At 65.3% G+C, this 18,644-nt stretch carries 24 protein-coding genes and 2 tRNA genes; 9 read left to right on the top strand and 17 right to left on the bottom strand.

The window, feature by feature from the left end:
• Positions 1-75: 75 nt before the first annotated feature.
• The 5 genes from AC1DK4_RS06450 to AC1DK4_RS06430 form a co-directional block, all read right to left on the bottom strand.
• Complete coding sequence (locus AC1DK4_RS06450) at positions 76-249, bottom strand: hypothetical protein (RefSeq protein WP_441616263.1); 174 nt, start codon at positions 247-249, stop codon at positions 76-78.
• Positions 250-416: 167 nt separating this feature from the next.
• Positions 417-779, bottom strand: coding sequence for a hypothetical protein (locus AC1DK4_RS06445; protein WP_441616262.1), 363 nt, complete (start codon positions 777-779; stop codon positions 417-419).
• 300 nt (positions 780-1,079) lie between these two features.
• Positions 1,080-2,054 carry a Bug family tripartite tricarboxylate transporter substrate binding protein gene (locus tag AC1DK4_RS06440; protein WP_441616260.1) on the bottom strand — a complete coding sequence of 325 codons (975 nt, stop codon included), beginning with the start codon at positions 2,052-2,054 and terminating at the stop codon, positions 1,080-1,082.
• A 428-nt stretch (positions 2,055-2,482) separates the two neighbouring features.
• A tRNA-Lys gene (locus AC1DK4_RS06435) sits at positions 2,483-2,558 on the bottom strand.
• A 152-nt stretch (positions 2,559-2,710) separates the two neighbouring features.
• Positions 2,711-4,042 carry a DUF2252 family protein gene (locus AC1DK4_RS06430; protein WP_441616258.1) on the bottom strand — a complete coding sequence of 444 codons (1,332 nt, stop codon included), beginning with the start codon at positions 4,040-4,042 and terminating at the stop codon, positions 2,711-2,713.
• 301 nt (positions 4,043-4,343) lie between these two features.
• Here AC1DK4_RS06430 and AC1DK4_RS06425 point away from each other — a divergent pair, with 301 nt between their 5' ends.
• Positions 4,344-5,252, top strand: coding sequence for a LysR substrate-binding domain-containing protein (locus AC1DK4_RS06425; protein WP_441616256.1), 909 nt, complete (start codon positions 4,344-4,346; stop codon positions 5,250-5,252).
• 150 nt (positions 5,253-5,402) lie between these two features.
• A complete protein-coding gene (locus tag AC1DK4_RS06420; protein WP_441616254.1) occupies positions 5,403-6,791 on the top strand; it encodes an 8-oxoguanine deaminase in 1,389 nt (462 codons plus the stop codon).
• A gap of 411 nt (positions 6,792-7,202) precedes the next feature.
• Here the strand turns inward: AC1DK4_RS06420 and AC1DK4_RS06415 are convergent.
• Positions 7,203-7,278: transfer RNA gene (locus AC1DK4_RS06415), tRNA-Lys, on the bottom strand.
• A gap of 266 nt (positions 7,279-7,544) precedes the next feature.
• On the opposite strand from AC1DK4_RS06415, the gene AC1DK4_RS06410 reads away from it, so the two are divergent.
• Positions 7,545-7,808, top strand: a complete 264-nt coding sequence (locus tag AC1DK4_RS06410; RefSeq protein ID WP_441616252.1) for a DUF1488 family protein — start codon at positions 7,545-7,547, stop codon at positions 7,806-7,808.
• 122 nt (positions 7,809-7,930) lie between these two features.
• On the opposite strand, the gene AC1DK4_RS06405 is transcribed toward AC1DK4_RS06410, so the two are convergent.
• The 11 genes from AC1DK4_RS06405 to AC1DK4_RS06355 form a co-directional block, all read right to left on the bottom strand.
• On the bottom strand, positions 7,931-9,778 hold the full coding sequence (locus AC1DK4_RS06405) for a SulP family inorganic anion transporter (protein ID WP_441616250.1): 1,848 nt from the start codon (positions 9,776-9,778) through the stop codon (positions 7,931-7,933).
• Positions 9,775-10,224, bottom strand: coding sequence for a homoprotocatechuate degradation operon regulator HpaR (gene hpaR / locus AC1DK4_RS06400; protein ID WP_441616248.1), 450 nt, complete (start codon positions 10,222-10,224; stop codon positions 9,775-9,777). Before hpaR ends, AC1DK4_RS06405 begins: the two co-directional genes overlap by 4 nt.
• A gap of 110 nt (positions 10,225-10,334) precedes the next feature.
• Positions 10,335-11,126 carry an exodeoxyribonuclease III gene (xth, locus tag AC1DK4_RS06395; protein ID WP_441616246.1) on the bottom strand — a complete coding sequence of 264 codons (792 nt, stop codon included), beginning with the start codon at positions 11,124-11,126 and terminating at the stop codon, positions 10,335-10,337.
• 94 nt (positions 11,127-11,220) lie between these two features.
• Positions 11,221-11,451 (bottom strand): helix-turn-helix transcriptional regulator, encoded by a 231-nt coding sequence (locus AC1DK4_RS06390; RefSeq protein WP_441616244.1) that lies wholly within the window; start codon positions 11,449-11,451, stop codon positions 11,221-11,223.
• Between the two features lie 158 nt (positions 11,452-11,609).
• Positions 11,610-11,870: a hypothetical protein gene (locus AC1DK4_RS06385; protein WP_441616240.1), complete on the bottom strand. Its 261-nt coding sequence runs from the start codon at positions 11,868-11,870 to the stop codon at positions 11,610-11,612.
• Positions 11,867-12,406 (bottom strand): hypothetical protein, encoded by a 540-nt coding sequence (locus tag AC1DK4_RS06380; RefSeq protein WP_441616238.1) that lies wholly within the window; start codon positions 12,404-12,406, stop codon positions 11,867-11,869. The genes AC1DK4_RS06385 and AC1DK4_RS06380 overlap by 4 nt, the downstream gene beginning before the upstream one ends.
• On the bottom strand, positions 12,403-12,930 hold the full coding sequence (locus tag AC1DK4_RS06375; protein WP_441616236.1) for a hypothetical protein: 528 nt from the start codon (positions 12,928-12,930) through the stop codon (positions 12,403-12,405). Before AC1DK4_RS06375 ends, AC1DK4_RS06380 begins: the two co-directional genes overlap by 4 nt.
• Positions 12,931-12,953: 23 nt before the next feature.
• Positions 12,954-13,382, bottom strand: coding sequence for a hypothetical protein (locus AC1DK4_RS06370; RefSeq protein WP_441616234.1), 429 nt, complete (start codon positions 13,380-13,382; stop codon positions 12,954-12,956).
• Positions 13,383-13,385: 3 nt separating this feature from the next.
• Positions 13,386-13,736, bottom strand: a complete 351-nt coding sequence (locus AC1DK4_RS06365) for a hypothetical protein (RefSeq protein WP_441616232.1) — start codon at positions 13,734-13,736, stop codon at positions 13,386-13,388.
• A 10-nt stretch (positions 13,737-13,746) separates the two neighbouring features.
• Positions 13,747-13,971 (bottom strand): hypothetical protein, encoded by a 225-nt coding sequence (locus tag AC1DK4_RS06360; RefSeq protein WP_441616230.1) that lies wholly within the window; start codon positions 13,969-13,971, stop codon positions 13,747-13,749.
• Positions 13,972-14,393: 422 nt separating this feature from the next.
• A complete protein-coding gene (locus tag AC1DK4_RS06355) occupies positions 14,394-15,110 on the bottom strand; it encodes a LexA family protein (protein WP_441616228.1) in 717 nt (238 codons plus the stop codon).
• Between the two features lie 86 nt (positions 15,111-15,196).
• On the opposite strand from AC1DK4_RS06355, the gene AC1DK4_RS06350 reads away from it, so the two are divergent.
• The 6 genes from AC1DK4_RS06350 to AC1DK4_RS06325 all read left to right on the top strand — a co-directional run bounded on the left by AC1DK4_RS06350 (position 15,197) and on the right by AC1DK4_RS06325 (position 18,606).
• On the top strand, positions 15,197-15,478 hold the full coding sequence (locus AC1DK4_RS06350; RefSeq protein WP_441616226.1) for a Cro/Cl family transcriptional regulator: 282 nt from the start codon (positions 15,197-15,199) through the stop codon (positions 15,476-15,478).
• A 206-nt stretch (positions 15,479-15,684) separates the two neighbouring features.
• Positions 15,685-16,203, top strand: coding sequence for a phage regulatory CII family protein (locus AC1DK4_RS06345; RefSeq protein ID WP_477115828.1), 519 nt, complete (start codon positions 15,685-15,687; stop codon positions 16,201-16,203).
• On the top strand, positions 16,200-16,577 hold the full coding sequence (locus AC1DK4_RS06340; protein ID WP_441616222.1) for a hypothetical protein: 378 nt from the start codon (positions 16,200-16,202) through the stop codon (positions 16,575-16,577). The genes AC1DK4_RS06345 and AC1DK4_RS06340 overlap by 4 nt, the downstream gene beginning before the upstream one ends.
• 9 nt (positions 16,578-16,586) lie before the next feature.
• A complete protein-coding gene (locus AC1DK4_RS06335; RefSeq protein WP_441616220.1) occupies positions 16,587-17,651 on the top strand; it encodes a hypothetical protein in 1,065 nt (354 codons plus the stop codon).
• Complete coding sequence (locus tag AC1DK4_RS06330) at positions 17,648-18,061, top strand: hypothetical protein (RefSeq protein ID WP_441616218.1); 414 nt, start codon at positions 17,648-17,650, stop codon at positions 18,059-18,061. Before AC1DK4_RS06335 ends, AC1DK4_RS06330 begins: the two co-directional genes overlap by 4 nt.
• Positions 18,062-18,291: 230 nt before the next feature.
• Positions 18,292-18,606 carry an HNH endonuclease gene (locus tag AC1DK4_RS06325; protein WP_441616216.1) on the top strand — a complete coding sequence of 105 codons (315 nt, stop codon included), beginning with the start codon at positions 18,292-18,294 and terminating at the stop codon, positions 18,604-18,606.
• Positions 18,607-18,644: the final 38 nt, after the last annotated feature.

The raw sequence follows: 18,644 nt of genomic DNA, 5'->3' as shown, positions 1-18,644 counted from the left end.
AAGATGCGCGCGCCGCCTCCGTGCCTTCCCCATCTGCCGCCGGCCCCGCGGGGCCGGGAATTTCCCGAAGTATTCCTATCCCTTGAAGATCAGTACCGCCAGCACCAGGGAGGAAGCCATGAGTATCAGCACGTCTAGCATGATGGTCTCCGAAAGGAGATGGGTGCAATAACTGGCAAGCAATGAAAGGCGGTACCGGAAGCATGAAGCCGCGCAGCGCCCGAGGCTGTCGGCGGCTATCTGTTTCATGCCGGGATATATCCCGCGTTTCCCCGTGCGGCGTCTTCCGCATGGCGGCGTTTCAAGCGGGCGTTGCAGTTGCGGTGTGCTGTACCGATGCTGCTGCCGGCAGCGCGCGCGGACGGTGCGCTAGCGCACCAACCGCGGCAATGCCCGCCGGAGGCGGGCAGGCAGGCTTACTGCTTGGGCGCGGCGTTCGCGCCGTCGGTGTAGGGATCGGGCTTGCCCGACTTGGCACCATCCGAGTACGGATCGAACTTGCCGGACTTGGCGCCATCGGTGTAGGGATCGGCCTTCTTCTTGGCGCCCTTGGTGCCGTCCGCGTTCAGGCTGGACTTGGTCGACTTCTTGGCGCCATCGGTATAGGGGTCGAACTTGCCCGACTTGGCGGCGCTCTTGTTGGGGTCCACCTTGTTGGTATGGCTGCCGCCATACAGGTCGCCGCCATCGGTGTAGTTCTTCTGGGCATGCGCCAGTTGCGCGCCGCCAAAGGCGGTCATGGCTGCAATGATCAGGGCGGATACGGTCTTGTTGCGCATTTTCATCCTCGTGAGTATTGGCCACGGGCAGGGGGCATGGCCGTAGAACTGCTTGTCTGACCCGGCTACTTTACCGACTCGGGAGGACCCTGCGAAGTCAATCTTTCTTCCCCCTGTATTGAAACATCGAATACAGGCAGGAATCGTGCGCTAGATCAAGCGCGGACAGGTATGGCAGGGAGGGCGGGCGTGGCAGGGCGGCGGAGGCGGCGGAAAGGCCACCTCGCGGGCCCGCACGGGCCCGGGCGCAGAGCGGGCATGCAGCGAATCCGGCCGGGGATGGCCGGATTCGCCCGGTGCTTACTCGAGCGTGATGTTCTGGTCGTGCGCGATCTTCTTGCGCAGTTCCAGTTCACGCTTGATCTGGGCGGCATATTGCTGCGGCGTATTGCCGTCGGGGTAGGCCCCGCTTTCAGCCAGGCGGCGCTTGACGTTGGGATCCTGCAGGGTCTTCACGGCGGCGTCATGCACCTTGGCGACGATGGCCGCAGGCGTGTTGGCGGGCGCCACCAGGCCGTACCAGGCCATATTGTTCATGTCCTTCATGCCGGCTTCGGCGAAGGTCGGCACTTCAGGCAGGCCTTCCACGCGCTTGGGCGCGGCCACCGCCAGGGCACGCAGCTTGCCAGCCTGGATATGGGGCATCGAGGACGGCAGGTTGTCAAACTGGCCGCTGACCTGGCCCGCCAGCGTATCGTTCAGGGCAGGGCCCGATCCACGATAGGGAACGTGGACCATGTCCGTCTTGGTCAGGAACTTGAACAGCTCGCCGTCCAGATGCGAGATGCTGCCCTTGCCTGCCGAGGCGTAGCTGTACTTGCCGGGATTGGCCTTCACCAGCGCGACGAATTCCTGCAGGGTCTTGGCCGGCACCTTCGGATTGACCGTCAGCACGTTCGGCACGTTGACCAGGTTGGTGATCGGCGCGAAGTCCTTGAGCGGATCGTAGGGGTTGCGGGCGTTGGTGGCCGGGTTGGTCGCCATGGTGCTGACCGTGGCGATGCCCAGCGTGTAGCCGTCCGGTGCGGACTTGGCCAGCGCGTCGGCGCCGATCACGCCACCGCCGCCGCCACGGTTTTCCACGACCACCGGCTGGCCGAGCTCGCGCCCGATGCCGTCGGCTACCGAGCGTGCCACGATGTCGGTGGTGCCGCCCGCGGCGAACGGAACAATCAGGCGGATCGGCTTGGTGGGGTAGGTTTGTGCAAAGGCGCCCTGGCACAGGCCAACGAGGACCAGACAAGCTGCGCTACTGACTTTCAAGACTGCTTTCAAGAGAGGCTCCGAAGATTCTAGGTCTGCTTGCGGTCCGGCCAGGGTGCGGGCGTGGCGGTCTGCGCCGGCTGTCCCGTCGTTTTTGTTTGCTGCCCTGCCGGCTTGCCGCGAGGTCCCGGGCAGCGGGCGCAAGCTGCCACGGGTTTTGCGAAGCGACCGGAATGGTTCCGTAATGCGGAACCATGTTCCGCGATGTGCTTCAGGCGCAATTCAACCGTGAAAGCGTGGCCGGCGGAATCGGTATCAACCCGGTATCAGCTTGCCATCCGGGCATCCGGCATGCGAGGCGCATGCGCCTGGCGGGCGATGCGAACAAGGAAGAATGGGGAAATGTGCGAGCGAGGAGCGAAGGGAGGGGCTCGAAACAATGCCAGGGGTGGAAATGAAAAAAGCCGGAAGCATTTCTGCTTCCGGCTTTTTGAATTCGCTGGTGGGGCGTGAGTGACTCGAACACTCGACCTACGGATTAAGAGTCCGCTGCTCTACCAACTGAGCTAACGCCCCAACGAAGAAAGAGATTCTATCATCGTTTTTGAGTTTGTCAAACGTTCGATGATTTTTTGTCTCGGGTCTCATTGCAGGCGCAGTTGCGGATCGCCCCGCCTGGCCTCGCCGTGTCCCGGCGCGCGGCTCGTCGACGGCGGCGACGCGCGTGCTCAGGCGCGCGTGGCCTGATCGAGTGCGAACATGCGGCAATGCTCGAGGTAGCCCACCTCGTGGCTGGCGATCAGATCCAGCACGCTGGTCCACAACCATGATGGCGCATCGAGTTGCTTCGAGCGGTTACGTGCGAGTTCGGCCAGCCAGGCGCGCTGGGTGGAGAGGTCCATCTGCCGCGCGTGGGCGTTGCCTACCACCTCGCCCAGGTACATCGCCACGCGGCTGGCCTCTTCCTGTGGCAGGGTGTCGATCTCCAGCTTGAGATCCTGCGGCAGCAGTTCGCGCATGAAGACCGATCTGTCGAGCAGGGTCGAACAGGCGATGCGGTCGCCCAGCGCAGGCGACAGATGTCGCGCGCCTTCGGCCACGCGCTCGCCGTTGCCGCGCGGCATGCTGACCTTCGGGTAGCTCGGTGCCGCTGCCTTCACGGCTTCCTTGATATCGATGAGGCAGACTTCGGGGCTCGGGCTGTCCTGGCTGCCTACCGACAGCAGCACGGCGTAGCGCAAGCGTCCCAGCGAACTGCAGCCCTTGACCCAGTAGGCCGCGTCTACCATCTCCACGCGCGCGCCCTCGTCGCGCGAGGTCAGCAGCGTGGCGAGGTGCGCGATCTCGCGCCGTTCGAACAGTGCGCGGATCGCTTCGCGCTCGTCCTTTGCGAGCGGCCAGAACCGTTTGCCGAGCGGGATGGCCGGCGTGGTGTCCTGCAGGCGCTCGCGTGCGAGATGCTTCCACTTGCGCCCGAGCGCCAGGCGCATCACGGTGCGCACCGCGGCGGGCCGGCGCGATACCAATCCGGCCGCGGCGTCCGGATTGTCGAAGGCGCTCTCGTATCCGACCACCAGGCTCTCCAGCATGCGCGCGGTGATCACGCCGGGCAGGTCGGAGCCGCGCGCGGCGGTGGCCAGCGACAGCGCCAGGCGGATCAGGTCGTGCGCCGGGTTGCCGATCACGGTCTGGTCGAGATCGCGGATCTGGATGGCGACGTCGCCCTGGATGTCCGCGACCGGGCCGAGGTTGCCGACGTGGCAGTCGCCGCAGATCCAGATCGCGGGGCCTTCGGGCAGCGTGTGCGGCTGCTTGGCTTCCAGCCATTCGTAGAACTTGCGCGTGTTGCCCCGCACGTAAGCGTGGGCGGAGCGCGCCATCTTCAGGTTCCGGCAGCGCAGCAAGACGTCTTCGCGCTTGTCGGCGGCGGGAGGCCGGGGCTTGGCGGGCTTGGCCGCGGGTTTCCGCGCTGTCTTGCGCAGCGCCTTGGCAGCCGGCTTTGCGTTGTGCTTCGCACCGGCCCCGTGGGCGGATTTCGGCTTGCTGGTCTTGGCGGTCATGGCGGTCGGCGCACCGGGCGCCGCAGGAGTCGATCGGGCGGAGCGGGCCGCACCTTTGCGCCGGCGGCCGGCGCCGGCATCCGTATCCTTCAAGGCAGCGTACTCCATGCCGCCGGGATGCGCAGCCATTGTCCCGTGCGCAGCCGCCCCTGGCATGCGGGCGCTGTCCGACAAACGTGTCAGCGCAACGCCGACGGAGTGGGGGGGGCGCCCTGCCGGCGATGCCGGGGAGCGGGAGGGCCAGCGGCTACAATGCGCTCGTTCCCGCCTTCCCGCCCAGATCCAGACCGGAGAGTCCTGCATGCACGCCAGAGTCCTGCGCTACCTTGACGAGGTGGTGAGCCGCGGCTCGATCCGCCAGGCCGCGCTGCACCTGCATGTGGCGCCAAGCGCGATCAACCGGCAGATCCTGGACCTGGAGGCCGAGCTGGGCGCGCCCCTGTTCGAACGCATCAACAAGCGCCTGCGGCTCACGCCGCTGGGAGAGATGGTGCTGGCGCACGTAAGGCAGACGCTGCGCGAACACGAACTGCTTCGCAGCCGGATCGAGGCCGTCAAGGGCGTGCGCCAGGGCGAAGTCACGGTTGCCACCACGGCGGGCCTGGCCGGTTCGCTGATGCCATCGCTGGTGCATGGCTTTCGCCAGCAATATCCGGGCATCCTGGTGCGCTTGCTCGATCTTCCGGTGGCGGAGATCGTCGGCGCCGTCGAGCGTGGCGATGCCGATCTCGGCCTGGGCTACGACATGCCGGATGTGGCGGCGTTCCGCATCCTCGCCGGCAGCGACTGGCCGATCGGGGTGGTGGTGCAGCCCGGCCACGCGCTGGCGGCGCAGCCGTCGGCGCTACTGGCCGAATGCCTGGCCTGGCCCGTGATCCTGCCGGCGCCGTCGATGTCGCTGCGCGGCATTCTCGACGAGGGCTTCGCGCGCGCGGGGCTGGCGGTGTCGCCGGTGACGGAGACCACGTCGACGGCGCTGATGCGCAGCCTGGTCATGCTCGGCGCCGGCATCGCCTTGCTCAACCCGCTCGATGTGCTGGACGAGCGGGCACGCGGCGCGCTGGCATGGCTGCCCTTGCGCGATGGCAACCTGCCGCGCCAGACCTTGCGGCTGGTGGCGCGCGCGCGCAATCCGCTCGGCGCGGCAGCCGGCCTGATGGCGGACTGCATCGGCGCGGGCCTGGCGGCCGTGTTCGACGCTGCGCGCTAGCGCCTTCAGGCATTTTCTGGTGCCTTCCCGGGCGCGGCCGGCGCTGTGCTCTTTTTGCGCACAGCGTGGGCGAAATTCGATGCTTTGCCGGGCGCGGCGCGCGCCGTAGACTGCGCGGGCCTGCCTTGTTCCCGAACCGGAGATTGCGCCATGACCCTGATCCTGCTCCACGCCGATGTGCTCGTCACCATGGACGCTCAGCGCCGCGAGATTGCGGACGGCGCGCTGGTGGCGCAAGGCCCGGCGATCGCATGGGTGGGCGCCAGCGCGGACCTGCCGCCGCAGTATCGCCAGCTGATCGACCAGGGGCGCGCCGAGGTGCTCGACATGCGTGGCCACGTCGTGACGCCCGGCCTCGTCAACACGCACCACCACATGTACCAGAGCCTGACCCGCGCCGTACCGGCGGCGCAGGATGCCGAGCTGTTCGCCTGGCTCAGCAATCTCTACATGCTCTGGTCGCACCTGACGCCGGAGATGATCGACGTCTCGACGCGCACCGCGATGGCCGGGCTGATGCTGTCGGGCTGCACCACGACCAGCGACCATCTCTACCTCTACCCCAATGGCGCGCGCCTGGATGACTCGATCGCCGCCGCGGGCGAGATGGGCATGCGCTTCCATGCCGCGCGCGGCTCGATGAGCGTGGGCCGCAGCCAGGGTGGCCTGCCGCCCGATTCGGTGGTGGAGGATGAGCGCGCCATTCTCGCCGACAGCCGGCGGCTGATCGAGCAATATCACGATGCCTCGCGCCACGCCATGCTGCGCGTGGTGGTGGCGCCGTGCTCGCCGTTTTCCGTCTCGCGCGACCTGATGCGCGAGTCGGCGCTGCTGGCGCGCAGCTATGGCGTGTCGATGCATACCCATCTGGCCGAGAACGACAACGACATCGCCTACTCGCACGAGAAGTTCGGCCTGACTCCCGCGCAGTACGCCGAGGAGCTCGGCTGGGTCGGCGCCGACGTGTGGCACGCGCACTGCGTGAAGCTCGACGACGAGGGCATCGCACTGTTCGCGCGGACCGGCACCGGCGTGGCCCATTGCCCGTGCTCCAATATGCGGCTGGCCTCGGGCATTGCCCCGGTGCGGGCGATGCGCGACGCCGGGGTGCCGGTGGGCCTGGGCGTGGACGGCAGCGCCTCCAACGACGGCGCGCACATGCTGGGCGAGGCGCGCCAGGCGATGCTGTTGCAGCGGGTAGGCTACGGGCCGGCGGCCATGGGCGCGCGCGAAGCGCTGGAGATCGCCACGCTGGGCGGCGCGCGGGTACTGGGCCGCGACGATATCGGCGCGCTGGCGCCAGGCATGTCGGCCGATTTCGTGTCCTTCGACATGGATGCGGTGGCCTATGCGGGCGCGGGCCACGATCCGGTGGCGGCGCTGGTGTTCTGCACGCCCGGCAATGTCGCCACCAGTGTGATCAACGGAAGGGTCGTGGTGCGCGGCGGAGAGCTGCTGAGCGTCGAGTTGCCGCGCGTGCTCGCGCGGCACCGCAGCCTGGCGCGCACGCTGTTCGAGCGCGCGGGCGAGGCGGCCTGAGCCTGTGCCGCAGGCGCGGCGCGACACACGCCGGATTGCCGGGTGCGCGCGACCCCACTCGAGTGGGGCAGCGCCATGTCTCCAATGTATTCAAACTTGTCACCGGGACGTTCCCCGAACGCCCCTGACCCTTCCCGAGCCTGCGCTGATGCGCGGGCTTTTTTTTGCCCTTCGGAATGGCTCTTCGGGAGGATGGCGTGCACGGATGCCCTGGCGGCCGATGGTGCCGATGACAGGTGTCACATTGATGCGATATCAATACGGGTGGCCATCACCGGATGGACGGACCACGCGGGCAGCATCCGCCGGGTGGGTGTCCGCCGAGTCGTATCCGCCGAGTTTGATCCACCGGGTTGTATCGACAAATGAAAAAAGCCGGGAGCATTTCTGCTTCCGGCTTTTTGAATTCGCTGGTGGGGCGTGAGTGACTCGAACACTCGACCTACGGATTAAGAGTCCGCTGCTCTACCAACTGAGCTAACGCCCCAACGAAGAAAAAGATTCTATCATCGTTTTTGAGTTTGTCAAATGTTTGGTGATCTTTTCCTGCGTGCGGACCGCATGCGGCCTTCATGCGATCGATTCGGCGCGACGTGAGCGGGCAACGCTGGCCAAAGAGGCCCGCGCATGGCACGGGAACTCCTCGCGGGCTCTTCAGTCTTGCTTGGGGGCGCGCTAAGCGTAGGCCTTTGCGGACGAGTCGGGCCGACCCATGTTAGGATGGATTATCACTTGCAATGGAGGGCTTTACCGATGGATATCAAATTCCAAGAGCAAGAGCGTTACGATATCAACAATGAAGGCTTGCTATTTCACGCCATGGTCGATGGCCAACCGGTGACTTGCGTGGTGACGCGCGAGGCGCTGTGGGAAGGCTTCAGCGCCGACCAGGTGCTGTCGCTGGAAGAGGCTTTCCGCGCCGGGCGCGAGACCATCGAACGTGCCGCGGTGGTGCTGATCGAGCAGGGCGCTGCCCAGCCGGTGGTAGTCAAGCGCGCCCATGTGGCGCCGCTCTGAAGCGGGTTTCAGTCCGGGCCGGTCATCGGTCCGATCCCGGGCGCCCGCTTCACGTGTTTGCGGCTTCTAGCCGCCTGGCGCCGGGTTCTCTCCGGCGTTTCTCTTTCCATCCCCGATCGTCGTCAAGCTGCGCGTTCCCGCGCTGGTTCTGGTGTGTCCTCGCGGTTCATGCCGGCTCTCCCCTGGGTAAGCGACCCGCCCGGGCGGCTTGCGCATTCTTCGAAGACGCGCGCGCGGCATTCACGGCACACCGCCGGATCCAGCCGCGCGATGATGGTGTGCAGGGCCTGCCGCTTGGTGGAGAAGATATGTTCCTCGCCCAGCTTGGCCGCGAATCCGGTCTGGTCCCAGGTCTGTAGCACCTGCGTGCGCGGACGGTGGAAATACAGGTCGCCGCCGGCGGCCCGCCGCTCGGTGAGCTCGCTCTCCCACATCTCGGCGCCAGCAAGGTCGATGAAGTTCATGCTCTTGGTCATGGCCAGCAGGTGGACCTGGCCGGGATGCGCGGTGCGCGCATGGTGCAACCTGTCGGTGACGTACTGGACGGCGCCGAAGTAGATCGCGCCTTCCATGCGCAGCAGCTTGAGCTGCGGGCACTCCGGCTGCGGGCGACGCAGTTCGTCGAGCGGGGTGAAGCGGCGGTCGGGATCATCCGCGTCAGGCACCAGGCTGCGCACGGCGGGCCGCGAGGTGCGGTACAGGTAGGCCACCAGCGACAGGATGGTGCCGAGCAGGACCGCCATTTCCAGGCGGATGGCGAGCGTGGCGGCAAAGGTACTGATGGCGATGGCGAACTCGGCGCGGCTCAGGCTGGCAATGCGCCGCAGGCGGGCGAAATCGAACAGGCCCCATGCGACCAGCAGCAGCATGGCGGAGATCGCCGCCAGCGGAATCTGCGCGAGCAGCGGCGCGCTGGCGCTCACCAGCACCACCAGCAGCAAGGCCGAGAACACGCCTGCCAGCGGGGTTTGGGCGCCGGCCTCGTAGTTGGGCATCGAGCGGTTGAGCGAGCCGCAGGAGATATAGGCGGAGAACAGGCCGCCGGCGATATTCGACAAGCCCTGGCCGATGAATTCGCGGTTGGCGTCGATATGCTGGCCGGAGCGCAGTGCCACCGCCTTGGCGATCGAGATCGACTGCCCGAGCGCGACGATGGTCAGCGCGGCGGCAATGCCCAGCAGGTCGGGGATGGCATGCCAGTCGATGCCGGGAAGATGGAAGGACGGGATTGCCGACGGGATCGGCCCCACCACATTGACATGGCGCGCGCCCTGGCTCCAGTCCGGCATGTTGAGCAGCAGCGCGACCGCGTAGCCCGCCAGCAGGCCTAGCAGCATGAAGGGCAGGCGGCGCCAGACCCGCTTCACGGCGACCGTGACGGCCAGCGTCACCATGGCCACGGTGAACGCGCTCCAGTTGATGGTGGCGGCGTTGTCGAACAGGAAGCGCACCACGCCGAAGGCGCTGGTGCCCGTGGGCACGGCCAGGCCGAACAGGTCCTTGAGTGCATAGAGGCCGATCAGCGTCGCCGCGCCGCAGGTAAAGCCGAGCAGCACCGAAGGTGAGATGAAGTTGGCCAGCGTGCCCAGCCGCAGCGTGCCCACGGCCAGCTGCAGGACGCCAACCATGATGGTCACGGCCAGGGCGAGATTGATATACGCCGGGCTGCCGGCAAATGCCACCGGGCTCAGCATGGCGAACAGCGCCAGCGAATTGGCGTTGGTCGGGCCGGACATCACGTGCCAGCTCGAGCCGAACAGGGCCGCGACGATGCAGGGGATGACCGCCGCGTAGATGCCGTACTGCGGTGGCAGGCCGGCCAGCGTGGCGAAGGCCACGCCCTGCGGCAGCACCAGCACGGCGCCCAGCAGGCCGGCCACCAGGTCGGCGCGCAGGGAGGCGGTGCTTACGCGGTGGCGCCACGCCGGCAGCAGGCGTGCCAGCCTTCCCTCCGGGGCCGCGATGCTCATGCGCGCGGGTCCTGGTCGCTGAAGCTCTCCAGCAGTTCGTCGATCGCACCGTAGACCTTGCCCAGCCGCTCGGCGCCGATCATGCGTTCGAGTTCCTCGTAGCGGCGGTCGATCAGTGGCTCCATCTCGGCGATCAGGGCGCGGCACTTGTCCGTCAGCGAGATCTGCTGGCGGCGCTGGTCCGTGGTGGAGCGCGAGCGCAGGATCAGGCCCGCTTCCTCCATGCTCGACAGCATCCGCGTCAGGCTCGGGCTGAGGATGAGGCAGGCATCGGCGAGCTGGTTCGGCTCCATCTCGCCTTGCTCGTTGAGCGTGCGCACCACGCGCCATTGCTGCTCGGTCAGGCCGTGCTGGCGCAGGATGGGCCGGAAGCCCGCCATCAGCGTTTCACGGGCCTGCAGCAGCAGGTGGGGAAGATTGCGGTGGCGGAAGGTGGCCGGTTTCATGGTCGCAAGTGTAGCCGCGCGGGCGCCTTCACGCGAGCCGGTGGCTTCCCCGATAGCCTGAATCCTTCCGCCGGCCCCGCTATCCGGAAAGGCGCCCCGGGGTTGCCCCCTCAGCCCAGCGTGGCCACCACCGGCGTGTGGTCGGACGGCTGCTCCCAGGTGCGCGGCACCCGGTCGATCACGCAGGCGCTGCACGATTCGCGCAAGGCCGGCGACAGCAGGATGTGGTCGATGCGCAAGCCGGCGTTGCGGCGGAAGGCGAACATGCGGTAATCCCACCAGGAAAAGCTCTTTTCCGGCTGCTCGAACATGCGGAAGGCATCGGTCAGGCCGAGTGCTTCCAGCGCCCGGAAGGCTTCCCGCTCGGGCGGGGAGACCAGGTTCTGGCCTTCCCACTTCGCCGGGTCGTGCACGTCGCGGTCCTCGGGCGCGATGTTGAAGTCGCCCAGCAGCGCAAGCTTCGGGTACTTCGCCATCTCCCCGCGCAGCCATGCGGTCATGGCCTGCAGCCAGTTCAGCTTGTAGGTGAACTTGTCGGAGTCGGGGGCCTGGCCGTTGGGGAAATACGCGCACACCAGGCGCACGTCGCCATAGGTCGCGGCCACCACGCGCTGCTGGGCGTCCTCGAAGCCGGGGATATTGCGCACCACGTCGGCGGGCGTGGCCATGGTCACGTTGCGCGCCAGGATCGCCACGCCGTTATAGGTCTTCTGGCCGGTGAAGACGCTGTGAAAACCCGCGCTCTCCAGTTCGGCCAGCGGATACTTGTCGTCCGGCATCTTCAGCTCCTGCAGGCACAGGGCGTCGATGGGGGTATCCGCTTTTTCCTGCTCGATCAGCCAGTCCAGCACCTGCGGCAGCCGGACCTTGAGCGAATTGACGTTCCAGGTTGCGATTCTCATGGTTTATCTTGTTCTATGATGGGTAAGGCTTTCCGGGTTGATTATTCTGAAAAATGTCTTCTGGCTACCCATCTAGCTACCCAACTTCATTCTGCTAGCCTTTCGACCCCTGCAGGAGCGCCTCGATGCTCTCTGCCGTGATGCCGCTCGAGCGTGGGCCGATCTTTACGAGGCGGAGTGTACCAGCGGCCACCATGCGGTAGACCGTTGCCTTGGAGATGCTAAGCTGGCCCATCACCTCGCGGACGCGGTAAAGGCGCTGCGTTTTGGGCGCCACTGCCGGCGCCGTGCCTGCCTTTTGTTCAATGTTGGTGACGACGTTCACTTTTCGCTCCAATTCGCCAAGCCTGGCGGGGTCAATTCGATGATTCGTTGTGCTGTTACTTCCATACTCACTTCATTGGTAAATCGCGGATACGGGTGGATATCCGCTTGGTAGCGGTCGGTCATGCCGCCACCCGCTGTCTCTTGGCGTCCTTTGGTTCATGCGACGGCCCTCATGCAGCCAAGCTCGCGCCAGGTGGCCAGCCGCGCGTGCGCGCGAATCCGGCCTTTCACGGCGAAGTTGTTTTCGAGCGCGCAGGACTTGGCTGACTCAGCTGTGCGAGCCCGTACATACATGACGTGCCGAGCGGTGGGCTTCTTCTCCGGGCCGGTCGTGAGCGTCACGGCCCATGCCTTGAATTCGCGCGTCGACCAGTAGGCGTGGCTCTCTTCTTCGTCGGGAAACAGAAACGTGGTCATGCGTGTGCGCTCTCTTCGTTGGTAATGGTCTGGTCGGTGGCGGAGTCCAGGGCGGAGCCGCCAATGCGGAGTGCGGCCTGCAGCTCGGCGCTGTGATCGAGGTCGCGGATGGCCTGATAGCGGCAAGCGTTGACGCGATCCTCGGCGCAGGCCTCGCGGTTGCCCCGCAGCAGCGCACGCGCGGCGTGCTCGGCAACGACCTGGTGCGCCGCGGCGCGGGCATGCAGCATCGCGGCGAAGTTGGCCACGTCGATGGGGTCGCCCTTGCATACGGCTTCGGCCATCATCTGGGCGAGTCGCTCCACCGAGCACTCCAGCGGGTTGTCCCAGCCCGCCCGGCCTTTGCTACGGCATGCGGCGAGCTTCGCCTTCATGGCGGTGGCGAGCTGGTCCACGGCAAGGTCATCCGTGTGTGGGCGGATCGAGCGGATAGCGCCGCGTGAGGGGGCGGCGAGGCGCAGGCCGTGATCGGCCGGAAGGCGCTCGCCAATGCTGGTGCCGAACCTCTCGGCGTTGCGGCGTGCCTTCGCGTTCATTGCGCGTCTCCTGCCTTGAGGTAGGGGCGAAGCAGGGCGGCATCTTCGGTGGTGGCTGGCATCGGTTCCACGTCATCGCGGCCGTCGACGGGGACGCCCACAAAGGTTACGGCTTCGTTGTGCGTCCAGACCGGGGTAAGCGTGCGCGTTTCTCCGGGGCGCAACGGTTCCTTCTCGTCGGGCTGGTAGCCGTACCACTCGCCGTCGAGCCAGTAGCCGTAAGGCTGCGCAATGCGCTCCTCCAGCTCGGCGCGCTCGAGCTGGGCGATCTCGCTTCGGATGACATTGAGCAGCGGCGCTACCGCGTGCGTGGCTAGCGCTTTGCGATCCATCCCGCGGCTGTGCAGGAGCATGGCGAACAAGCCAACATCGACGGCGTCGCTGTGGCCAATGCTCTCCACCAGGCGGCGCGCCAGTTCGTGATCGGGCAGGTCGTGCAGCGGCACGATGGACTTGGCAAGGCGCTCGGAAATAGCAGCGCCGAATGTCGACAGCAGGGTGATATTGCGAAGGTGTGTGGACATGGAATCCTCTTGCGGCGGCGGGGTCAGGCGGTGGTGAGATGCACGCCGAGGCGTCTGCGCTCTGCGGCGGTCTCGGCGCGGGCCATGACAAACGTGTCGTAGCGGCAGCGTTTGATGGCTGCCTCGATGAATGACGCGCCCGCAGCGAGCGTGGCGCGTTCCTGCTGGGTGATGTTGACGTCCGTCCCATCGGCGCAGCGATCCACGATGCTGCAAAGCGCGCGCTTGACTGAGCGGATGTAGGGATCAAACTCGGCGATTCCCTGGGCGTGAACAGCGCGTTCCGTGGTGGCAACCATGGTCACCACGGTGTTGTAACCATCGGCTGTTGGCGTGCGCAGAAAGCCGTCCAGGTGGACGTACCACTGCAGTTCGAGCTTGGCCGTGTTCTCCGCTGTCATCGGCACGCGGAGCTGGCGAGGTCGATAGGGCTTGTTGCGGGATTTGCGCATGGTTCAGCCCTCCATGAATTCAGCGTCGCCGACCAGCGCGTCGAGCGCATCGCAAGCCCGGCAGATGTCGAGCGCGGCGTTGATTTCGCGGTCGATGGGTCGCAGCTCAATGCCGTTGTCAGGGCCGAAGTTCGGCAGAGCCGGGTCGACCAGGTGCACGACGATGCCGCCGCGCACGCGCAACTCTTGGGCGTCTTCGGGGCCGGCGAGATCCAACACCAGGACGTGGTGGGCGCTGAGTTCGTCGACGAGAGCGTCAGTTACAGAGGGGGCGGCGACAAAGGCGTGCGTGCGCGCCAGATAGTCGGCGGCGAAAGCCCGGCCGGCACCGCGGCCGGTGAGTCCGATCAGCATGGTGGGTCCTTCAATCGAGGTCGTTGGCCTGGCGGCGCTTGAAGTCGTCGGCGGGTCGCGTGCGCCGGCGAGCGGCGCTGCGCTTCGTGGCCTCGGCCCGCAGGCGCGTCTTCACAGACGCGATCAGGGCGAGGCGGGTAGGGGTGTGTTCGAGCGCCTCCTCGGGGACGCCGCTCCACTTGAGGCGGCGAAACTCCTTCAGCAGGGCGACTTTTGAGAAAGGCAGCGGCGGCATGTGCCTAAGCCGCGCTGGGAGCGCTCTTGACGGCTGTGGGTGCGCGCTCGTCGTGTTCAAGAGCGCAGGCATGGACTGCGTAGACGGCCACCGCCAGGGCGGCGTGGGTAAGCCAATGTAGGCCACCATGAAAGCCGCGGCGGGCGGTCACGGTCTTGAGGCGATTCCTTCGGGTCATGAACTCTCCATCGAGGGGCACCTGCCGGTGCCGTCGATGGCGAGATTACCAAGTAGTAATATTACAGGTCAACACCGTTTGGTAATATTTTCGCCCGTGCGACGTCCTGGAGGCATTCTCCAAGCGCAGACGGTATTGGCCAGCTCCCTTGGTCAGGTCCGTTTTGAGGTGAAAAGCGGTGCTCCGCGGCCGGCTCTACTGGGCGGCTAATGCGGGCCGCTTAAGGGACGGTGTGCCCTGCGAGTTACAGCTCAAGTGTGGCGGTCATGATGACGCCACAAATGTGATCGTCCTTTTGCAGGCGCAAAAAGCGGTTGGGCCACTCCGGATTGAGGGCCTCGAGAAAGAGCTCCCCGTCGACCAGGGTCAGCTTTTTGAACGTTGCCTCGTTGCCGTTCCGGCGCACGATGACGAACTTGCCAGGCTGTGCTTCGACGTCCGGATTGACGAAGAGCAGCATGCCTTCCGGGAACGACGGCGACTGACCCGCCGGCGCTGTCATTGAGTAGCCCTTGACTCTCAAAACGAAGCCTTGCGGCCCGAGATCCTTATGGCAGTAGTGATAGGCCTGCGCAGTAGCAGGTTCAAAGTTATCCGCGATTTCTGTCCACATCCCCGCTTGTACCCATGATATCTCGGGGTATGCCCGGGACCTCATGTCAGGTCCGGTTTCGAAGTTGTTCCCGAGAGAAGGGAAATTGTAAGCGTCTGCCGGAGAGTCCGCACTTCCAAAAAGCGGCAAGTCTCCGCTCCCGGTTGCCTGATCGAGCCAGCCGGGAGGGATGTGCGCCAACTCCTCAATACGTCGCGCCTTCTTCTCGCCAAAGCTCTTGCTGCCGCGCGAAAGGCCGGAAATTTCCCCCTGATTCATGCCGGTCTGCCGGATGAATTCAGCCTGGGTGCCGTACTTCTGCGAGATCAGGAGTTGAAGGCGCTGGCGCCGGATGTCAACGATGGTCATAGGCCACAATTATCCCTACCAATTACTTTAAGGTAAAACACCAAAGAGTGTTGTTCGGAAATTACAATATGGTAATATCCGGCGTCATGGACAAGCTACTGGCCTACCTGAACAGCCTCGATAGGGCGCAGCGCGCTGCCTTCTGTAACGCGCTGGGAACCTCTGAGGGCTACCTGCGCAAAGCGATTAGCGCGGGCGGGAGATTCAAGTGCGAACTGTGTGTGTTGATTGAGCGACACGCGGAGGGGCGGGTCACGCGCAAGGATTTACGGGCCGATTGGCCGCGAGCCTGGCCAGAGCTTTTCTATGTCGAGCCGCGGCTCTGGCTCATTCCTGTCGAGGAATGGCTGAGGCTATTGGCAAGCTAAGGGCCGCACCATGCGCGACGCGGAAGCGCGCCGAATGACGTCGAGGGGTACTCCGCCGCCTCTCGACGGTATTCAAACGGCGAAGAAATTTGGGCTTGGGTTGGAACACGTTTTCTTCCTGAGCGCGCGGTCGTAGCGCCGCGCTTTGACGAAGAGTATCCGATTGTGCTGCTTAAGCGACACGATCAATTTTGCGGGGGGTTACCGTGACTTACGAGTATTCCGACATCGATCCATTGGAGTCGATGTACAACTTGGCGCGCCGCTACCCCGGCAGCGTCGAGGGATTGGCGGTGGCGCTGGGTCGGCGCATGGACAAGCACGTGGATCCTTCGGTCCTGCGCAACAAGCTGCGGCCGAACATCTATTCTCATTTCCTCACTGCCGAGGAATTCAGCCTCATCATGGAGTTGTGCCAGGAGGCCAACGTACTGCGGCCGTTCGCCCCGTTGCAAGCGATGAATCTGCGGCACGGCATGGTGGCGGTTGACATTCCCGCAGGGCCTACGGCAACGCAGGACATCATCCGAAAAGTCGGCGTCCTCTCGAAAGAATTCGCGGAGTTGGTGGCCGTGGTCATGGAAGACGCGAGCGATGGCGTCATTGATGCGAAGGAGTGCGAGCGCATCAAGAAAGAGGCGTTTGACGTCATGCAAGCGGTGGTGCAACTGACAACGGCTGTCGAGGCCGCGCAGGTCCAGCAGCCGGGGGCGCGCGACGAATGACCCGGGTTGATCTGTTGCCGGCCTCGCTGTCCTCGGCGCAGGCCGGGCGCCAGCGTGCGCTGTTGCGCAAGCGCAAGCCTCTCACGCGGCGCGAGTTGCTCTCTGTCTTTGCGCGCATCAGAAAGCGCATCCTCAAGGGTGGCGAGCCTTTCGGCGTCTTTGCGATCAAGCATGGTCGTGGCCGCGTCTTTCGTCTCATCAGCATCCGGCATGCCGACTACGAGGCGCAGTTGCGCGTCGACAAGGCCATGCAGCATTGGGTCGCCACCTACGACGGCAGCGCAGATCTTGCGCTCGTGTGGGACGACCTGTGCGATTTCGACAAGCCGCTAGCCGCGGCAAACAATGCCATGGCGGCGCAAGTCCGCCAGTAAGACCTCATCATGTCTGCTACTTCAATCAAGCTCACTATCGCCGAGTTGCAGGCTCTCGCCGGCGCCGGCGCGGATGCCGTCAATGTCTACGTCATGGGGATTCGCCCGCGCATGGACTACCGCACGGGTGTGGTGGGCCGTACTGTCGCGATCTCCTACCAGGCAATCAAGGAATGGACCGAGCGCCTTGCGCGGCCTGGCGTGCGTTTCTTCGCGTATAGCCGGGATCAGATTCGCCGTCTCGTGGACCAGCTGGTGAACCTTGGCCTGGTGCGAAAGGAGGGCGGCCATCGTGAGCTGGTCCTGCGTTGCCTCCTCGCTGACACGGATAATTGCGCGCAAAAAAAAGCCGCCAAGGGTTCGCCATACCCGGCAGGTGCCAGCCAAGCCAGTCAGGACAAGGGAAAACAGGCTGTCGGGAAAACAGCCCGAACCGCGAAAGCCGCCCCACATCCGGAGTCCGGATTAAAAGCCTCTTCCCCTACCCCTTCTCGCCTACGGCGCGAAAGGGATGGAAAGGCCATCGACCCTCACGCACCTACGGTGCGAGAGGACGATAAAACCCAAGGCGGCGAAACACAGGCCGGGTCAGAAGCGCAGCGGCTCTCAGAGGAACGCCACGAGCCGGCAAAGCGCGGTGGGAAAGGGCCTGCGGCCCCGAAATCAGAGAAGGGGGCTAGGTCCCTCGTTCGGTGGCAGGCGCATCTGGCGTGGCCGGTGGACATGACGGGCCAGCAGCGGGCCTACCTTGCACGAAGGCTGCGCCCGCTAGGCGCGAAGCTCGGCCAGCTTGTTTTGGACGAGTGGCGGGGCGAGTGTGCGACCGGCGGCATCCGCGCGCCGTGGCGCTATCTCAGCTGGCTGATCACGCAGGCGCAGCTGGACGGCTGGGAGCCGGTCCACGCAGCGGAGGTGGCAAGGAGGCGTGAGTTGGCGCGGTTGAATCACGCTGCAAACGAGGCGGTGCACGCGGCCAAGGTGGCGAGCGTGCCGCCGCTGCCGCTGCCTCGCGGGAGGCTGGCAACGCTCGTCGCGCCGCCGCCGAGCAAGCGAGCAAACTGGAGCAGGGCATGATGGTAAAGCGCGCAGAATCGGGTACGGGCAACGAGCCACCGGCATGGGTGGTGGAGCGGCTGGAGTCGTGGGGCGAGTGGGCGTCGAGCGGTGGCCAGCGCAACGGCTATGGCGCAAGCTGTCTCACCCTTGAGGAGATCCGTTCCATGCCGGTGCGCGCCTACGTGCCGGTGTCGGAGCCGGTGTGCGACCTCACGCACGAGGCGCTGCGCAAGATGCCGCTGGAGTGGTTCCAGTTGGCCGGCAAGGTCTACATTGAGCGCATGCCCGTGCGGCTCGCTGCGGAAGAACTCGGCATGAGCCGCGCCAAGGCATTTCGCGTGCATTTGCTGGTTTTCAAAGCGCTCGAATTTTTCATTAAGAATCCGAGGGTTAAGGACCCACCCTTGCACCTGCTCTTGAAATCGTGAGATTCCTTAGGTAGATTTCGGCTACGCTGTGGTTTCAGTGCGTGCAGCGAAACAAGCCCGATCCGGTTCTTACCTGGTCGGGCTTTTTGCTTTCCGGGCGAGTGGGGGCTCCGAACGGTAAGCACGCAGGCGCACTGTTGTCGTGGTGTCTCCTTGGCCCGCCGAAAGCGGGCCTTTTCGTTGGGCCGGTCGTGCATGGTTGCGACCGGCCCAATCTTTTTGGGGTGTTCATGGAGCGTAAAGACTGGCGCCGCATGTACGGCACCAAGCAATGGTTTCGGCTCCGGCACCACCAATTGAAAGATCACCCGTGGTGTGCGTTCTGCGCGCAGGTTGGGCGCCGATCGTTGGCCACCATCGTCGACCACAAGACGCCGCATCGTGGCGACGAACAGTTGTTCTACGACGAGCGGAACCTGCAGTCGCTGTGCAAGCCCTGTCATGACGGCGCGAAGCAGCAGCTGGAGAAGAGCGGGACGCTGCGGGGCTGCGGTGTCGACGGCCTGCCGCTGGACGGCAATCACCACTGGAACCGAGGGGGCTAGGCCCCGTTTTGGTGCCTCCCGAGGGGGTGGGGGGGTAA

Source organism: Cupriavidus sp. 05N38, from assembly GCF_056397345.1.
This window is presented reverse-complemented; position numbering and strand designations above follow the sequence as displayed.

Coding starts and splice junctions, on each gene's coding strand:
- xth (WP_441616246.1), bottom strand. CDS start 11,126: ATGAGAATCGCAACCTGGAACGTCAATTCGCTCAAGGTCCGGCTGCCG.
- AC1DK4_RS06450 (WP_441616263.1), bottom strand. CDS start 249: ATGAAACAGATAGCCGCCGACAGCCTCGGGCGCTGCGCGGCTTCATGC.
- AC1DK4_RS06340 (WP_441616222.1), top strand. CDS start 16,200: ATGACCCGGGTTGATCTGTTGCCGGCCTCGCTGTCCTCGGCGCAGGCC.
- AC1DK4_RS06425 (WP_441616256.1), top strand. CDS start 4,344: ATGCACGCCAGAGTCCTGCGCTACCTTGACGAGGTGGTGAGCCGCGGC.
- AC1DK4_RS06430 (WP_441616258.1), bottom strand. CDS start 4,042: ATGACCGCCAAGACCAGCAAGCCGAAATCCGCCCACGGGGCCGGTGCG.
- AC1DK4_RS06335 (WP_441616220.1), top strand. CDS start 16,587: ATGTCTGCTACTTCAATCAAGCTCACTATCGCCGAGTTGCAGGCTCTC.
- AC1DK4_RS06420 (WP_441616254.1), top strand. CDS start 5,403: ATGACCCTGATCCTGCTCCACGCCGATGTGCTCGTCACCATGGACGCT.
- AC1DK4_RS06410 (WP_441616252.1), top strand. CDS start 7,545: ATGGATATCAAATTCCAAGAGCAAGAGCGTTACGATATCAACAATGAA.
- AC1DK4_RS06325 (WP_441616216.1), top strand. CDS start 18,292: ATGGAGCGTAAAGACTGGCGCCGCATGTACGGCACCAAGCAATGGTTT.
- AC1DK4_RS06360 (WP_441616230.1), bottom strand. CDS start 13,971: ATGCCGCCGCTGCCTTTCTCAAAAGTCGCCCTGCTGAAGGAGTTTCGC.
- AC1DK4_RS06375 (WP_441616236.1), bottom strand. CDS start 12,930: ATGTCCACACACCTTCGCAATATCACCCTGCTGTCGACATTCGGCGCT.
- AC1DK4_RS06385 (WP_441616240.1), bottom strand. CDS start 11,870: ATGACCACGTTTCTGTTTCCCGACGAAGAAGAGAGCCACGCCTACTGG.
- AC1DK4_RS06330 (WP_441616218.1), top strand. CDS start 17,648: ATGATGGTAAAGCGCGCAGAATCGGGTACGGGCAACGAGCCACCGGCA.
- AC1DK4_RS06380 (WP_441616238.1), bottom strand. CDS start 12,406: ATGAACGCGAAGGCACGCCGCAACGCCGAGAGGTTCGGCACCAGCATT.
- AC1DK4_RS06405 (WP_441616250.1), bottom strand. CDS start 9,778: ATGAGCATCGCGGCCCCGGAGGGAAGGCTGGCACGCCTGCTGCCGGCG.
- hpaR (WP_441616248.1), bottom strand. CDS start 10,224: ATGAAACCGGCCACCTTCCGCCACCGCAATCTTCCCCACCTGCTGCTG.
- AC1DK4_RS06445 (WP_441616262.1), bottom strand. CDS start 779: ATGCGCAACAAGACCGTATCCGCCCTGATCATTGCAGCCATGACCGCC.
- AC1DK4_RS06370 (WP_441616234.1), bottom strand. CDS start 13,382: ATGCGCAAATCCCGCAACAAGCCCTATCGACCTCGCCAGCTCCGCGTG.
- AC1DK4_RS06355 (WP_441616228.1), bottom strand. CDS start 15,110: ATGACCATCGTTGACATCCGGCGCCAGCGCCTTCAACTCCTGATCTCG.
- AC1DK4_RS06350 (WP_441616226.1), top strand. CDS start 15,197: ATGGACAAGCTACTGGCCTACCTGAACAGCCTCGATAGGGCGCAGCGC.
- AC1DK4_RS06365 (WP_441616232.1), bottom strand. CDS start 13,736: ATGCTGATCGGACTCACCGGCCGCGGTGCCGGCCGGGCTTTCGCCGCC.